The sequence below is a fragment of the Aliterella sp. E5.1 genome, assembly GCF_057473825.1.
On the sequence record NZ_JBYCCV010000041.1, the window covers coordinates 15,282 to 32,585 of the forward strand.

Genomic DNA, 17,304 nt, shown 5'->3' on the forward strand with positions numbered 1-17,304 from the left:
TCGCTTTTATAAATTATCCTTCGGCATTGATAAAAGGCATCAAAGCTACAATTCGCGCCCGCTTGATTGCTAGTGCTAAGTCTCTTTGCTGCTTTGATGTTAATCCAGTAATCCGACGAGGCAGAATTTTTCCGCGCTCGGTGACAAACTTTCTGAGCAAATCGATATCTTTGTAGTCGATGGGGTCTTGGGGCTTAATGGGAGATAGCCGACGACGATAGTAAGCCATGTGTTTACTTAATTTCCTTATGAACGGTGTGACGGTTGCAATAGCGGCAAAATTTCTTCAATTCTAATCGGGCGGTGGTATTGCGGCGGTTCTTCATGCTGGTGTAACGAGATACACCAGGCGATCGCTTATCTAGATTGGTACGACACTCTGTACATTCCAGGGTCACAACAATCCGTACACCCTTACTTTTAGCCATAATATCAGTGCTTTTTGGTCTTGACGGAATTTTTACACAAATATCAATTTTCTCATACAAATGCCAATCCTAGCAACAAATAATTGATATTTACTTTTTAAAGCGTCTAGTTTTAGCCGTTAAAGGCGGAGGCAGGAAAAAAAATAATATACTTTGACAGTAAACGCGATCGCGTACTCAATGCACCATAATTTGTTAACCCTTAACAAATACCTACTAACCCTTGGTGGTTGTGGATGTTTTTTTTAGCTGATAGTTTAGTAGAAAAGTCGGAGTAAGGAATCGCCATGCTACCAGTTAGCGATGCGGAGGCAATTATCTTTAATTTAGTACAGCCTCTAAATAATAAGTGGGATAGAGAGGTTGTAACTTTATTAACAGCGATCGATCGCATTTTGGCGTTGCCTGTTACTAGCGAATTAGATTTTCCCCACTGGGATAATTCGGCAATGGATGGCTACGCAGTACGCTACGAAGATGTCAAAGGCGCTAAGTGCGAACAACCCATCGCTTTAGAAATTGTCGAAGAAATTCCCGCCGGAGTCAAGCCTTTGCGCTACCTAAGCTCAGGACAAGCTGCCCGAATTTTTACGGGAGCCGTTATGCCCGACGGTGCAGACACCGTTGTCATGCAGGAGCAGACGCAGCTTGAAGAAAACAAAATATTGATCTTAGCTGCCCCCAAAGCCCAAGAGTTTGTGCGCCATCGCGCCTCATTTTACCAAGCGGGAGGGCAACTATTGCCCCCAGGAATTACCATCAATCCGGCAGAAATAGCCGTATTAGCGGCGGCTCAATGTCGAGAAGTAACCGTCTATCGTCGCCCGCGCGTGGCAATATTGTCTACAGGGAATGAATTAGTAGCACCAGACGAACTTTTACGCCCCGGTCAAATTGTTGATTCAAATCAGTATGCTTTAGCCGCTTTAGTGGCACAGATTGGCTCAGAACCCGTGCCGATGGGCATTATTCGCGATCGCCCAGAAACAGTAAAAAAAGCTATTGCTCAAGCTGTATCTATAGCAGATGTAGTGTTGTCTTCTGGAGGTGTCTCGGTAGGAGATTACGACTATATAGATAAAAATTTAGAACAATTGGGGGCAACCATTCATATTCGCTCTGTAGGTATCAAACCAGGTAAACCGCTAACTGTGGCTACCTTTGCCAAGCCTAAAACTCAACAAAGAGTTTTGTACTTTGGCTTACCAGGAAACCCAGTTTCTGCCTTGGTGACGTTTTGGCGGTTTGTACAGCCAGCACTCCGCAAACTATCTGGTTTGGCGAATAATTGGCAGCCAAGATTTGTGTTTGCTCAAAGCCGTTACGATTTAACTGCCGATGGCAAACGCGAGAGTTACCTTTGGGGGCAACTACAGTTAGTAGACGGCAATTATGAATTTATACTCGCAAGTGGTAATCCAAGTTCGGGTAATTTAATCAACTTAGCCCAAACTAATGGTTTAGCCGTTTTACCTGTAGGGCAAACTCATATTGCGGCTGGAGACAAGGTAAGGGTTTTACAAATCAACTAAGAACGTTTCTACTACAACACCACCCGTTTCCCATTAGGGCGTATAGTCATCCAATTAGTTTTAGCCAGTGCCAACTGCTCATCCGAGACTTTAGCATTAGTAAGATTTGCCCTGCTCAAATTAGCACCGCGCAAGTTGGCATGATTGAGATAAGCATCGCTCAAATCTGCTCCCCGCAGGTCTGCGCCTTCCAAGTCAGCATGGCTAAGATAAGCCCTACTCAAGTTTGCATCTTTCAAAGACGCTTGATTGAGACTAGCTTGTCCTAGATCACTATTAAACAAAATTGCTTTGTGTAGATTAGTTTTATGTAGCTTGCAACCATGAAAATTTACTTCTGTTAAATCTGCTCTTTCCAAGTTCAGCATACTTAGGTCTTGCATGGCAAAGTCACGTCTGCCGTGAATATAAGCAGTGAGTAGACTATGGCTATCCATCCGCACAATCGGCGGACTTTTAGCAGTCGGAGGAACGCTAGGTTTATTAGTTGTTTTTGCTTTCCAAGCTTTAGTTTTCGCTTCTCGATCGGCATCTATAGTTGACTTAGGATTAGCTTCTATAGATTTAATCCGTCGTTCGCGGATTGATGTTGCCATCTGCACAATAGATGGATTGTAGCCTTCCGCATTATTAGAGCGATCCAAAAATCCTGATTTGTCATTGTTAGAGAGGGGCTTTTTGCGGTCAGCCATGCTGTTGGCTAAACTATCTTCGTAGGGTTCAAGTTGAATTGCGCTCAAAACTTCTGCCGCAGATTTGTAACGATGACGAACCGATACTTCTAACATTGTTTTGAGGACTTTAGTTAGAGAATCGCTAACGCGGACTTTTTGCTCCCACAACATTTCCCCAGTAGAAGGATGGTAATCAAAGTCTCTAGGCGACTTACCTGTAAGTAAGTAGATGCAAGTAACGCCCACAGCATAGATATCACTAGCATAAACTGGACGCAGGGCAATTTGTTCTGGTGGAGCAAAGCCCGCCGTACCAACAGCATAGGAAGTGACAGTAGTATGCAACGCTTGACTACCAATTGTATTATTTACCTCGTTTTTGACAGCGCCAAAGTCAATCATCACTAGCTTGCAGTCTTCCACGCGCCGAATTAGGTTAGCAGGCTTGATGTCTCGATGAATTACCCGTTGATCGTGGATGTATTGCAATATGGGTAAAATTTCACTTAAAAATTGTTTGACTCCAGCTTCACTAAAAGCACCGTAGCGTTTGACTTCTTGCTGCAAGGTAGCGCCATTTATGTATTCTTGGACTAAATAAAATTGATTATCTTCTTCAAAATAATCAAGTAGTCTTGGTATTTGGGGATGATTGCCAATTCTGCCTAAAGTTTTAGCTTCTCGTTCAAATAAATCCCGTGCCATTTGAAAAACATTTGGCTCATTAACAGACGGGCGCAGTTGTTTGATGACGCAAACTGGTTCGCCTGGTAACCCTTGATCTTGCGCCAAAAAAGTAGCTCCAAAACCTCCATGAGCTAAAGCTTGCGACACGCAATAGCGATCGCGCAATTTAACTATTTCAAAGCCGCAAGAGGCGCACTTTGTTTGGTCTATAGAGTTTTCTGGATGACAACATTTAGGATTTAAGCAGTAGGTCATGAACGGGTCAACTCCTAGGGTTAGGGTTTTTTGGATAGTTGCACCCCGCCTTAATTATCCAAATAAATACGAACAAATACAAACTCATTTTTGTTGAATCGTGTTTAAAGATGCGTTAAAGTTAGAGCGATTGTAGGCTCCTTACTAGGGAAATCTACCGAAGTAAAATTTATTTTTACAGAAAAATACTGCTTTTTAGCCTCCAGACTTATAATTCCCAATTATTGGGTTTTTATACCAGACCGCAGTAAGATAGTCAGGCTTTCCTTTCGTATAAGCAAGCATTTTTTCATGCGTATCTCTCTTAACTGGCTGCAAGAACTGGTAGAACCAGCGTTGACACTTACTCCAGAGGAGTTGGCGGAAACCCTAACGCTGGCGGGGTTTGAGGTGGAAGATATTGAAGATCGGCGTACTTGGGCTTCTGGCGTTGTTGTGGGTAGGGTACAGACGTGTAAACCACATCCAAATGCAGACAAACTAAGCGTCACAACCGTTGATGTGGGTTCAAAATCAGAACCATTGCAAATTGTTTGCGGCGCTGCCAACGTCCGGGAAAATATTTATGTACCAATTGCCACCGTTGGCACTTATTTACCGAAAATAGACTTAAAAATTCGCCCAGCAAAGCTGCGGGGGGTAAGTTCTGAAGGGATGATCTGCTCTTTGGCAGAAGTGGGTTTAGCCAAAGAATCGGCGGGAATTCATATCTTTGCTGAGGTAAATAAAGAAAATCAAGATCTGCTACAAGTAGGCAGTGATGCTCGTCCTTTGTTGGGGTTAGATGACGTAATCTTAGACTTGACAGCAACGGCAAATCGTGCAGATGCTCTCAGTATGGTAGGAGTAGCACGAGAAGTAGCAGCTTTGACGAGTAGAGCCGTAAAATTACCAAAGGTGACAAAAGTTGAAACAACTAGCACCGCAAGTCAATTAAAAATAAAAATATCCGCAGCGCCAGCAAGTTCTACTTATATTGGGACAGTAATTTCGCGCTCTAAAGTTGCCCCTTCTCCTAGTTGGTTGCAGCAGCGCTTGCAAGCGGCAGGAGTCAGACCGATAAATAATGTTGTAGATATTACTAACTACGTTTTATTGGAATGGGGACAGCCCCTACACGCTTTCGATCGCGATCGCCTGCAATCGGTAGCTGGAGGAACGAGCCTAACAATGGGCGTGCGTTTTGCCGAAGCTAGAGAAGTTTTGCAGACTTTAGACGGGCAAAATCGAACTTTATCTCCCCAAAACTTGCTAATTACTGCCAATGACAAGCCTGTAGCGATCGCTGGGGTAATGGGGGGCGCAGAGACAGAAGTACACGACGACACACAAAGTTTAGTCTTAGAAGCAGCGTTATTTGATAGTGCGGCAATTCGGCGCTCGGCAAGAAGTTTGGGCTTGCGTAGCGAAGCATCAGCGCGTTACGAGCGGGGTGTAAATTCGGTAGAACTAGAGATAGCTTGCGATCGCGCTTTAAACTTGATTCAGGAAATAACTGGAGGCGTTATTGAGGAGCAAGTTATTGTCGATACGCGCCCAAACTTAGAAACTTTTTCACGCTCCATTGAACTGCGTTTAGACCGCGTAAATCAATTATTGGGACCCATAGATTTGGGCGAAACTACTGGGGAACTGCAAGCAGAGCAAATGCAGCAGATATTGACAGCCTTGGGATGCGAGATCGAACCCCACCGCGATCGGGCGCGGACTTGGACTGTCAAAGTTCCCTCTTACCGCCATCGAGACTTGGAAAGGGAAATTGATCTAATTGAAGAAATTGGTCGGGTTTACGGCTACGATCGCTTTTGCGACACTCTCCCAGAAAAAACTGAACCAGGTTACTTGCCTTTGGAAGTACAGCTAAGGCGCGAAATTCGGGCAGCTTTTCGCGCCACTGGACTTACAGAATTAATCCATTATTCTTTAGTCAAGCCTGGAGAAGATCGACAAATAGTTCTAGCTAACCCTTTATTTGTTGAATACTCCGCTTTGCGGACAGACTTGCTTTCTGGATTGATTGAGGCTTTTGAGTACAATCGCTCCCAGGGTAATCCAACTTTAAATGGCTTTGAGATTGGTAGAATTTTTTGGCAAGACGAGCAGGGGTTCGCCGAAGCTGAAGAATTGGCAGGAATTTTGGGCGGCGATCCTGTTGTTGGCAAGTGGACTCGTGGCGGGCAAAGGCGCCCCATGGATTGGTTTGAAGCTAAAGGCGTACTAGAAAGCGGCTTTCAGCGCCTAGGGGTAGTGGGAGAGTATCAACCCAACCATCAAGATCCGCGCCTGCATCCAGGGCGTACAGCTTCCTTGTGGTTGCAAGGAAACCGTTTGGGAACTTTTGGGCAGTTGCATCCTCAATTGCGGAAAGATAAAGATTTACCCGATGAGGTGTACGCTTTCCAACTCAATTTGGACGTGCTTTTAGATTGTGTGGATGAGGCAGAAATCACCAAACACCAGTTCAAAAGTTATTCTACTTATCCAGCAACGGATCGAGATATTGCCTTTTTTGCCTCTATGGAGATTTCTGTAGCAGAATTGCTCAGAGCAATTTCCGTTGCTGGAGGCAAAATTTTAGAATCAGCCCAGTTGTTTGATGAATACCGAGGCGAAAATGTCCCCCAAGGACAAAGAAGCTTGGCATTTCGGCTAATTTATCGCGCGAACGATCGCACTTTGACAGAGGCGGAAGTGGAACCCGTACATCAAAAAGTCCGAGAATCTTTGATTGAAAAATTCCGTGTCAATCTCAGAAGTTAACTGTAAGGGCGTGTTTCTGCGCCCTGCCCTCAAATCAATTCAAAAATATCTAAAACTATCATGCCTAAATATGTAATGTGGGGAACTTATTGCGAGGATGTGCTGGAAAAACGCACTCCTCATCGTCAAGCACATTTAGACGGGTTAGCCGTGCAAAAAGAATCTGGTGTTTTAGTTACTATTGGTCCCACCAAAGATGTCACCAAAGTTTTTGGCATCTATGAAGCGCCAGATGAAGCAACAGTACGTCAGTTAGTTGAAGCCGATCCTTACTGGCAAAATGGGATTTGGACTGAGTACGAAATCAAAGAGTGGATTCAAGCTTTTTGACCTAGCAGATAGAATCGTAGTTTGAGATACAAAACTCCGTGTCAATCTACGCCTCAATAAGGTTAGATATTATACTGTCTATTTAGATGCCTGACTTGCGGAGTGGACTGCTCGACTCGACGCGAATTTTATTTGACTTGCAACAAGTTAATGAAATTACCCAAAACTTCTCTGGCTGCCTAGAATTAGCGGAAATTGCGCGCAAGGCTACCGAAAGTCTCGTTGAGAGATTTGATTGTGCTTTTGCTCGGCTGTGGCTAGTAGAACCAGATCGGACTATGTTAAAACTCATTGCTTCGGCGGGAATGTACAGTCATACCAATGGCTCCTTTGCCCGCGTACCGATGGGAGCCTACAAAGTCGGCAAAATTGCTCAAAATCGCGTCTCTTTTTTGAGCAATAATTTAGCAGCAGAGCCTTGGGTAGGAAATAAAGAATGGGCGATCGCCAATAATATTCGTGGGTTTGCCGGGTATCCTTTAACTATTGACGATAAAGCAATTGGCGTTTTAGCCGTATTTAGCCATCAATCGTTGGAATTGGAATTTTTGGAAGTATTGCAGACCCTTTGCACAATTTGCGCGATCGTGTTAGATACCGCCATGCAACACCAAAAAGAGAAACAAGCTTGGCAGGTAACTAGCAATTTTAACTATAGCCACAGGAATTTATGCGATCGCCTAGTTACCATTCTCAGCGTTACTCGACTAACTTTAATTGGAACCGAAAAACCCCTGACTCTGAGCGTAAGTTATGTTTTTCTCCAAACTGCGGAAATTCTCAAACGTATTGAGTGTAGCTATTGTCGGCTAATTTACAGTGAAGATACGGTTAGTGTCGAAGCAATTGTTCCCATCCTCACCGAGCGTAACCTGCAGACATGGATAGAGTCTTGCTTGAGCAAATTATTTTTTATTGCCTCTTATTTAGGTGGTTCGTTGCAAACTCAACCTACTATCGACGGGCGCGCAATGCAAGTTGCGCTCAAAATTCCCTATACTGGCGAAGTCTCTTTACAGCAATTACAAATTAAGTGCCGTTCGCCTATTTTACAATTAGCCTTTACTCACTTGTGTTTTTTAGCAGGTGTAGCCGTCAGCAACGAAGATGAAAACGTGCCTTTGTTAACGAATGATATTACTCAAGTTGAATCGGCAAAACAGGTAATCTGGATCGATCAACTAGAGCGAATACCTAAAGGAATTAAAGCAAAAGTTGACTTATCTACTACGCCAGAGCAACTACGCTGCTGTGTAGAATCCGTAGTTAGCGGTAAATTTTGGGGTATTGAATCGGAGGATTGTGAGCAACACCTTAGCGATCGCGAATTAGAGATTTTGACTTTGCTAACTGAGGGAAAGCGCGATCACGACATTGCTAAACATTTAATTATTAGCGAAAGTACCGTCAAGTTTCACATGAATAATGTTTTGGTGAAACTAAAGGCAAAAACTCGGTATCAGGCAATTGCTTGTGCGATCGTTAACGGTTGGATTTAGCAAGGGCAAGTTTCTGTATAGCAATTCTAGAATAAATGCGATCGCACCACTACATATTGATTTAGTTAGATTGTAGCATTGTAGCACTGTACAGAATATCTCATTTCACTATTAGTCTAAATCTAAAATACAAAGCAAATCTTCAATTAATGTTGTTCCTAGGTGCATTGGGTATGGATGGCTAATATTTCCTTTCGTAAATCCTGGAGAAATTCTTAGAAAATGGGGTACTCGACAAAGTGCTTTGAGATTGTCTTCTGATTGAAAATCGGGACGAACAAAGAATGGTAGCATTTCAATCATTTGTTGATGCTTATAGGCAATATTGGCAGCATATACATTTTCAGTGCGATCGCTTTTATACAATTCTCTAGCGTCGGGAGTATCTTGTGTCTTTTTCTGCGTATCTGGTATTCTTCCTACAGAAAAATAATGTAATAACTCTGGAACGGTTCGATCTATAAAACCACTTAATTTTGTGAAATCTGAAGTTGTAGAATCTTCGCTCCAAGTGGTTCTATTAGTTACATATTGCGGGGTTTCATTATTGCTACGAAGACGAATTACACAAAGTAAATTTTTGAAAATCTTGTCATCTCTTTGATATTGACAATTATGACCGGAAACATGACTAAAGTTCAAAACATCTCGCTGTTCTAGCAAATATTCATTCTTTAGCTGAAACCAAGCTTGATTATTACCTCCATCTTTACTTTTTTCATTGCGCCAAACATCAGCTTCAATTAACGCAATTGTGGGGTTTTCGATATATTGACCTAAAACGTCAGCTACAAATTTTACTAATTGTCCGCCTTTCATTTGAATTTGGTTGAGACTATCCCGATCTCCTTTTCGTGCCTGATGAAATAATTGACCTATAGCTATTCCTGCTTGTGAATAAGGTATCCATTGCTGTTGGTTAGGAAGTAACACATCTACTGTACCTGTAGCATTAAGACGAACCGCAACTGCATATTGAAACGGAGTTGTACCGATAAAGTTGTTTTTTTGAATCCGACAAAAGGCAATTACATCTAATTTTTTAGCAAAATTTTCTGGTATTTGTGCAACTTTATAAACTTCGGATGGTAAGCCGTATAATGTTCCTGTTTGACGCAGAGTTACATCTAATACTGCATTTAATACTCTTCCCTTGGTTTTGTCGTTATAAGTTGTAGTATCTTCTGGGGCTTCTTTGCCCTTTGGTTTAACTGTTTGCAGCATTTGAGAATTAATATTTTCTAATACACAAGCTTCTCTGACTGCACCACGAATACTTTGTTGCGGATGTATTTTTTTTACTTTACTTGTTCCGATTTCAATAATTGCAAAAAGATCGTAATTAGTTTTATCCTTTATTAAAGTAATGACATTTTGTTTAATAAAATTTTGCCAAGCTTGACGCTTCAATTGATGTTGCTTTCTAAATTCCTCTTTAAAATTATCGTTAACTGAGGGTAATCCAGATACAGATAATTTTTGTAAAAGTTCGGGATCGTTAATAAAAACATCTATAACATTGATATGTTTTGGAAAATTATCACCGTCTTGTAATAAGAAAGCTTGGCGTAATTGCTGAAGGGCTAGAATTTTAGTGTACTCCTCATAGTAAATAACAAACAAATATATCTGTTTATTGTTTGATGCTCGTTTAATAGCATCTGCAATAATAATTTGCTTTTCTTTTCGGAATTGTTGTTTTTCTGCTTCAGTAAGCTTTTTGGGTAAAGATGAATTTAAAGATTTACGATGCCATTCGTAATCTCTCATTGCTAAAGGCATTTTTTTGCCAACGGGTGTAGCAATGTCGCATTCCATCGGTTTATCTGGAATTAACACACCATTTAAGAATTGCAATACTTGATTAGTAATATCAGCACGTTCTTTTAAACTAAAGCCTGTTTTAATATAATGTCCGTGTCCTCTACCTTTTTGACCTTCTTGGTTGTATCCATAACCTTCAGAATGCACAACATAATATTCATCTTTCTGCCAATTATTGACATTATCTAAATTGCCATATTCAGTTGGGTTATTCAAAATATCTTGAGGATTAATAAGCGATCGCGCTTTAAATGCAGTTAGCAAATCTGGTAATTGTTCTTGCCAAGATTTGTTTGCATTGTTTTCAATAATTAATTTAACTAAGGTTGAGTCTGTCGGATAACTATCTAAACGAGCTTGGTTCATACCTATTAAAATTGATAGATCTCGCCCATAATTAGCATCTACTAAAGGTTCATGAGCATATCTTTGACAACTAAGGTGTATAAATATCCAAGGTTTTAGATGACTTTCTGAATTAAATCTTCCTGCTTGAGTCTGTAAATGAAAATTCAAATTATAAGCAAAATACCCTTCTCTTTCGTTATCATTATTGTCAATATAATTTGCTTTAAAAGGTTGACTAACTAAGTGTAATCCCGTTTTTGTTGAACCACCTCCTTGTACTTTGCGCCATTTAATGTTTTGTTCTCCATCTCCAGAAAAAATAATACAAGTTTTTTCGTGTAATAAGGTAACTAAAAGACTGGGTATAGCTTGATAGCTTAAACCATATTGAGAGTTAATGTCATTAATTAAAGTTTTTGGTTGCAGATATTCCCAATTCCAATTTTGAGGGATGGATGCGATTGTATCCAAAAAGCGATCGCATACAGTTTTAATTTCATCTTGTTTCCCTTTCTTCCCTAAGTATTGTTTTGTCCAAGTTTGCGCCCAAATAAAAATTAGTTCGTGTATTTGTTCAGGTGTTGGTACATTTAATTTTTTCTCTAATTTGCCAACAGCTAAAGCTCTATATTGAGAGATATCATTTATAGTTTCAAAATATTCAAAAGCATAAGTCAGAGTAGAAGTACAAGCAAGTAAACCATTATTTAATTGACGATAAGGTGCATAAATTGGCTTGCCACTGCGTAATACTTTCTTGATATCTTGGCAAAAGTCTTTGACTTCTTTGGCAAAAGGAAACATTAATACAGCAATGGTCATCGTAGATAGCGAATCATTTTCTAAATCCATACGGGCAGGCAAAGCTACAGAGAAGTTATTGTTTTTTGGCATAATTTATTTTAGAAAAAAGAGGTAAATTAGTGTTCTTAAAAAATAGAGTAGGCATTGCCTATTTTACAAAATTATTCCCAGTAAAGTTGTTCTGTATAATCAAGAGCATCTGCTAAGGGTTTATATAAAGCATTCCCAACTGGGTTAGTTTTGCAAGCGTATTTATTGCAGATGATTTTAATCATTGCGACTAGCAAGCTATTTTCTTCTGTATCGTTCTTAATAGTGTTCGGCTCGTCTCCTACTCTAATAGCAGCAAGCTTTTTAGCACTGTTGTCTGCCCAAGCAGAATCAACAAAATAACCATGAAAAGGAACACCACCGCGAATTAAACGCCCTACTGCTTGAATGATTCTGCCTAATGTAGTTGCTGCTAAATCGTGACGAGGAAAGGCACATAAATCCTTATTATCCCGCAGAGTTTTATAATAAGAGCGTTGTTCTACCGATCGCCAATAAGCATTTGCTGTTTTCCTTAATAATTCCGCACGATGGGCAATACCGTCTCCTTGTTGCCAAGCGATAAAGTCTTCTTTTTCCAACCAATCATAAGCACGTCGATTCATTTCTTGAGCGATCGCTTGCGTATCATCAGGATGAGGATAGGGACGAGTTAAAAAGTAAACCGCACCAAAAGCTGCTTTGCCCCTACTGTTTAAAATGTTAAACCCACGTCCAATAGAACTGGTAGGAGCAACCAGTATTTTACAATCAGTTTGTCCAGATATTTCTATATCTGCTCGTATTAATGCCCCAGGTTTTGTTCTCTTTGAGTTTTCAGCATTATCAGAGACTAGATGATAAATTTGCTGACGAATATTAGGCAAACAGCTACGCATCTCATCAGCTACCCATTCAGCTTGATCGTAAGAATTAGTAAATACCAAAACGCGATCGCGATCTGCCCAATGTTCAGGGTTACTTTCACCTAATTGTTTTAATGTTTTCAATTCCAGAACTAGATGGTTGCTACCCTTAGCGGTAACTAGAGACTGTGCTAATTCTTGAAATTTAGGTTTGGCTTTTTTATGGCTACTCAAACTACCAGAAACCCGAATTGGTTTATCTTTACAATCAAACTGAGGTAGAAACTGAAACTTACTTCGCCCAATGGCATCTTGGGCTGTTTCCTCTGGTTTTAAAATTCCTTGAGGGTCGTTTACATGAAAGGTAGTTGAATCTGGTAGATAAGATGTTCCCGAAAGTGCCAGAACATTTGCACCTCTTCGTCCATCAAAATCCGTTAATAAGTTGTGATAGTTGAGAACATACTGTCTGCCAATGTTAGTGTAAGCAAACAAAGTTAGAGTATTGTCATTATTTCGAGAATAGTAAGTACCGAACTCTCTTCCTGTTACTGGCAAAGACAATATATTGTACATCGCGCTTGGCATTCGCCGATGAGGTGGTGCTTCTGGAATATTAGATGGTCGATTTTGCCATTCATAAAAAACGATTTTGGTATGACGATCTAAAAGAGTAATGGTTAGGGCAAACTGCAAACGCAGAGCCAGACTATCTATAGTATCTAACTCATCTTGAACATCTGATAGGCTAATTGTATGCTGACTGTTTTGATTTTTGTGTATCCACAACCTTAGAGCTAATTTTTCCAATCTTCTGGAAGTATTAGGAAAAAATTGAGTTATCCAACTTCTACAAGCTAAGAAAATAGCATCATCGGTAGCACTATCTCCTATACTGTTGACTCTTTGACTAATTTGTATAAGTCTGGCAACTGGTGGTGTAACTCCTATTCGGTCTTTTGTAGGGTCTTCTCGCAAAAAAGTATCAAAATGACGCATAATCCATTGAACTATGCGATTATCTCTGCAAATCTGCTGTTCCGATCTGCGATAAGAGTTGTATTCTTCTAATCCAGCTAAACGACGTGCCAATTTAAAAAACAAAACATGAGGAGTAAAAAATCCCCTACTCGTCCAATCTCTTAAAATTTGATGTCCATACTTTGGATTTAATAAAGTCAAGGTTGTAGTAATAGCGCTTTGTCCTTGTCTCTGGGCGTTATTCCATCTTTGTTGTACGCGAGGCGGAACTCGATTATTTCGAGCATATTGCTCGGTTTTAATACCTATCTCATCAAAAATGCCATCATTACTATTAGTTATCGTGACTTGCTCGGCATATACTTTATCAAACCACTCAATAACTGTATCGACTTCATCAAAGATGACAATATCTGATTGTTCATAAACCAATTCACCAACTTTAATGTGACGTAATTCGTAGTGATAGGGCATCCCTCCTTGTGCCATCGCGCCTGGAGTAGTAATCCAAACTTTTGCTGCGGGCATATCTCGCCAGGCTTGTTTGGACGGACAGCAATTGAATAAAGGGCAAAAATAATAATCGTCATTAGCTTTTTTAGTTCGATCCCTTGGTGCTTCCTGGAGAGTATGACAAGGTTCTTTTCCTGGCGTAAGAGGTTTGCCGTGTAAAATATTGATGCGATCGCTTGGGGCAATTCTTCCTTGCAGGGGACATACAACACTCAGCCAACGTTCTCCCCAATGAGGTTGTCCTCTTTGAAGATGTGTTAAATAATCATTAGAACCACTGAAACCTCTTAAATGTTTATCTCGCTGACTACCCCCTAAAATTGGTACGGCAACTGGTTCATCTTGTTCTGGACCGTTGCAAAACCACCAGTTAAATTGGTTAGCTAGTTTGATCTCTGCTTGGACATCGCCAACAACTATGGTTAAACGATAGTCAAGGTTATTTTTAATGATGTGGACGGCTATTAGTATGGATAAAGTAGATTTTCCTGACGCTACTATCCCCGCAATATGAGTAAAACCGTCTATATTAATAGTTTCTGCACGTTGTTCCTCAACAATGTTATTTGGTAAAACTTTATGATAATTAAGCTTTTCAAAACGCCTTAACCAGTTACCTCTGTCAGTATCAGACCAAGAATACTGTCGTGCTAATTCTTCTTCTCTATTGTCTAAAAATATTGCTGCTTGTTCTAAATCTGAGATATTGATTTCAATAGGTCGTTTATTTTTTGGTTGCAACCAAGGTGTTAATGGGTAATTAGTTCTAACTTGTTCTTGAGTAAAGTTAATGTGCAATTTTACCGAGGGTTCATCTTCAGTTGCGGATTCAATTTGATAGTAGGTTCCCGCTTCAACTTGTTCTCGTTTTCTTTTACGAAATTCCAACTGTGTTCTTAAACAGATATTGTATATATTTTGATTAGCTTGTTGTTGTAGATTTTTAGCAGAGTTAATAATCTGATTATCTAAATCTTGAATGCCGAAATTATAGTTGCGCCAATCTCCAGGAATATTTCTCATATAATCTCGTAAGGCATTTAGCCAACTAAAACGAGAAGAGAAAGGGACAACTTGTCTAGCATTAGCGATCGCTCTTTTGCTTTCTGGACTTAAATTTTGTAGTCGAGGATGTCTGATTAGTGTTTTGCTTAAAATCTCGCATACTACGGTGACTGGTTCATCATCAATCTGGAGATATTCGGTTAAAGCAAAACCCAGTTCAACTTGCAGTAGTAATTTTGCTAACGTATCTTCTAAATCTATTTCTTTAATACGTTCCTCAAATTCAGTGGGTGGTAGGAACAGAGTGTAAGTAAACATCTAAGATAATTTTCCTTTCTGTAGTTCGGTAATTTTGTTACTGACTCTTTGTCTGAAATCTCGCTTGCTTAATAAATGAGTAGTATGAGGTAAGGTTTTTGCTTCTTTACGGGCTATTTTTAAATAATCTGGCTGATTTTTGATGCAGCGATCGCTAATTACATAAAAGCTTTCGTCATAACGCAAACTTCCCTCTCTATATAAAGGCTTAAGATTTTCAGCTAGTTTGTAAGGATATTGCACATCTTTAAGATCGATTGCCCATACTGCATCATCCCTGAAACGCAACTGTAAATCGTAACGATCTAAACCAGGATATAACTTGACTTGTTGTAAATAATCTGAATGTTTTTCTTTTAATTCTTCTAAAGCTAAATACAAATTAAGTTCAGGAATGCCAGGAAAACAAACTCGTTGATGAATGCCATCTTTAATCCGAAGTAAACCTGTTTCCCACTTAACTTTATGAACATAAGACTGGTTTTTATGATGATTTCCGCATAAGCTAGGTTTAATTCCTTTTACTTGCCCGTATTTTTCTATTAAAATTCCACAGCGATCGCAATACCAATAAGTTTGATTTTCTTGGCACTCTTCGTATAACGCTCCGACTTCTTCAATACAAATATACTTAGTACGCAGAAAAGCTTTACGAATTTTATTAGGAGTAGTATATTGATTTTGAATTAGAAAAGGGCGAAATAATAAATATTCTTGCTGCGCTTGTTCCGAATCAATGTCGTTATAAACATCTCGTAATTTGTCTAAAACACTGATAAAATTTTTGTTGTCGATTGCCAACTGCTGAGTGTAAGAGTTAGCATTTTTAGGAATTCTACCTTTGGTTATCAACTCCTCATGCAGATAATCATTAGCGGCTTCGCTAAGACTTCCTTCATCTATCAAACCAAAATCGCCATCGAATTCTTTGGGAATAAAATGAAAACCACTGGGACACAAATCTTTTACTGGTTCTTCTAGTAACCGTAAAAACCCATTTATCGTTTTAGGAAAAGGAATACTTTTCTTCATTTCTAGTGATAAATCATTCATAGCATGGCGTAGTAAATCTGGATAAGGATATTTCTTTTCCTGAGACAAAAAGTCCTTTAACCCAATTACTAGATAGTCAAAGAATTCTGTTTTAGTAACCATAAAGCTAATAGTTTATAAGGCGAACAAAATTGACAAGGCAAAATGTGTTTAATCCTACCTTTGACATCACTAAATAAACATTGTGAATACGTATTACTTAATTGTCATGATTTCTTACAAGCGATACAATCGTTTCATTAAGCATACAGCAATCTTCTGTTTTGTGTCAATAGAGCAACAAAAAATTTTCTATTAAACAATATAGCATTATGGGAAGTTATTTAGATATTGAAAGATTAGCCAGCTTAGTCCGTAGCAAACGTGGTTCTCGTGGATTACGGGAAACAGCGCAAGAAATTGGTAATGTTAGCCCTTCTACTATTTCGAGGGTAGAAAATGGCAAAATCCCAGATATGGATACTTTTTTGGCTTTATGTGACTGGCTAGAAGTACCGTTATCTGAGTTAATCAAAAATACAGAGGACGAACATTTAGATACTCCTGAAGCGATTTCTATTCAATTACGGGCAGATAAAAATCTCGATCCTGCGATCGCCAATGCTTTAGCATCTTTAGTCAAAGCAGCATATAAGGACTTATCTCAAAATGACAATAAGGAGGAATAGTTACAAGTGGGATTGATATCTAGCTTATCGCCTGAGAATAGACAGAGATTAGAAGCGATCGCAACAAACCAACGCAGCCAACTAAGTTGCAAGGCTTTTGAGCGATTGCCCGCAAGAGTTTTGGCACAATATTTTCAAGCAACAATTTTCACTCCTGAAACGGTTCCTAATGCCGAACCAGAACAAGTGAAAATCTTATGCGATAGTGACAATTGGTCAGCAGGCATCATTAGCAAAAATCCGCTTTGGATCGTTCATAATTCTCGTCATGCACCTACCAGACAAGAATCTAATTTGATGCACGAATTGGCTCATGTCATCTTGAAACATAAAATGGTTGGTTACGATCCTAAAACTGGACTACCCCTACGCCAACAACAAGACGAAGACGAAGCAGTATATTTGGGGGGATGTTTGCAAATTCCTAAACGTGGCTTATTGTGGGCAGTTCAAAAAAAGATGACCATTGCTCAAATTGCCTTACACTTTAACGCTAGTGAGGAGATGGTGAAATTTCGTAGGAATGTTACCGGGAGTTATTTAGTTTAATTAACTATTACAATTACTGGCTTTAATTGGGGTTGCGTTGAATACTTCTTTATCCCTCTTTTGTCACTCTGAGTAAGGAAAAAACAAACTAAAACTTGAAAAAGCTTGTAATGTAAAGCTTTTAAACTTTATTTTCTCACATCAGACTTCCTTTGTAGTCATTTTGCCAAAATCCTGAGC

12 protein-coding genes are annotated in these 17,304 nt (G+C 39.7%); 6 read left to right on the forward strand and 6 right to left on the reverse strand.

Annotation, left to right across the window (positions count from 1 at the left end; genetic code table 11):
* Nucleotides 1-13: 13 nt before the first annotated feature.
* Both rpsR and rpmG read right to left on the reverse strand, forming a co-directional pair.
* Nucleotides 14-229: a 30S ribosomal protein S18 gene (gene rpsR / locus AC2VE5_RS14270; RefSeq protein ID WP_009631296.1), complete on the reverse strand. Its 216-nt coding sequence runs from the start codon at nt 227-229 to the stop codon at nt 14-16.
* 4 nt (nt 230-233) lie between these two features.
* Complete coding sequence (gene rpmG, locus AC2VE5_RS14275; RefSeq protein ID WP_486888408.1) at nt 234-428, reverse strand: 50S ribosomal protein L33; 195 nt, start codon at nt 426-428, stop codon at nt 234-236.
* Between the two features lie 287 nt (nt 429-715).
* Here rpmG and AC2VE5_RS14280 point away from each other — a divergent pair, with 287 nt between their 5' ends.
* Entirely contained in the window at nt 716-1,960 is a 1,245-nt protein-coding gene (locus AC2VE5_RS14280; RefSeq protein ID WP_486888409.1) for a molybdopterin molybdotransferase MoeA, read from the forward strand.
* An 11-nt stretch (nt 1,961-1,971) separates the two neighbouring features.
* On the opposite strand, the gene AC2VE5_RS14285 is transcribed toward AC2VE5_RS14280, so the two are convergent.
* Nucleotides 1,972-3,576 carry a protein kinase domain-containing protein gene (locus tag AC2VE5_RS14285; RefSeq protein WP_486888410.1) on the reverse strand — a complete coding sequence of 535 codons (1,605 nt, stop codon included), beginning with the start codon at nt 3,574-3,576 and terminating at the stop codon, nt 1,972-1,974.
* A gap of 291 nt (nt 3,577-3,867) precedes the next feature.
* Between AC2VE5_RS14285 and pheT the strand changes: the two genes are divergently transcribed.
* From pheT to AC2VE5_RS14300, 3 genes are all read left to right on the forward strand, one after another.
* On the forward strand, nt 3,868-6,336 hold the full coding sequence (pheT, locus tag AC2VE5_RS14290; RefSeq protein ID WP_486888411.1) for a phenylalanine--tRNA ligase subunit beta: 2,469 nt from the start codon (nt 3,868-3,870) through the stop codon (nt 6,334-6,336).
* Between the two features lie 60 nt (nt 6,337-6,396).
* Nucleotides 6,397-6,666, forward strand: coding sequence for a YciI family protein (locus tag AC2VE5_RS14295; RefSeq protein ID WP_486888412.1), 270 nt, complete (start codon nt 6,397-6,399; stop codon nt 6,664-6,666).
* A gap of 86 nt (nt 6,667-6,752) precedes the next feature.
* Complete coding sequence (locus AC2VE5_RS14300; protein WP_486888413.1) at nt 6,753-8,165, forward strand: LuxR C-terminal-related transcriptional regulator; 1,413 nt, start codon at nt 6,753-6,755, stop codon at nt 8,163-8,165.
* Nucleotides 8,166-8,276: 111 nt separating this feature from the next.
* Here AC2VE5_RS14300 and AC2VE5_RS14305 read toward each other — a convergent pair whose 3' ends face one another.
* From AC2VE5_RS14305 to AC2VE5_RS14315, 3 genes are all read right to left on the reverse strand, one after another.
* Nucleotides 8,277-11,231, reverse strand: coding sequence for a pPIWI_RE module domain-containing protein (locus AC2VE5_RS14305; protein WP_486888414.1), 2,955 nt, complete (start codon nt 11,229-11,231; stop codon nt 8,277-8,279).
* A gap of 71 nt (nt 11,232-11,302) precedes the next feature.
* Nucleotides 11,303-14,854: a pPIWI_RE_Z domain-containing protein gene (locus AC2VE5_RS14310; RefSeq protein WP_486888415.1), complete on the reverse strand. Its 3,552-nt coding sequence runs from the start codon at nt 14,852-14,854 to the stop codon at nt 11,303-11,305.
* A complete protein-coding gene (locus tag AC2VE5_RS14315) occupies nt 14,855-16,009 on the reverse strand; it encodes a restriction endonuclease-related protein (protein ID WP_486888416.1) in 1,155 nt (384 codons plus the stop codon).
* Between the two features lie 209 nt (nt 16,010-16,218).
* Here AC2VE5_RS14315 and AC2VE5_RS14320 point away from each other — a divergent pair, with 209 nt between their 5' ends.
* Nucleotides 16,219-16,575 carry a helix-turn-helix domain-containing protein gene (locus AC2VE5_RS14320; RefSeq protein WP_486888417.1) on the forward strand — a complete coding sequence of 119 codons (357 nt, stop codon included), beginning with the start codon at nt 16,219-16,221 and terminating at the stop codon, nt 16,573-16,575.
* A 6-nt stretch (nt 16,576-16,581) separates the two neighbouring features.
* Nucleotides 16,582-17,124, forward strand: coding sequence for an ImmA/IrrE family metallo-endopeptidase (locus AC2VE5_RS14325; protein ID WP_486888418.1), 543 nt, complete (start codon nt 16,582-16,584; stop codon nt 17,122-17,124).
* Nucleotides 17,125-17,304: the final 180 nt, after the last annotated feature.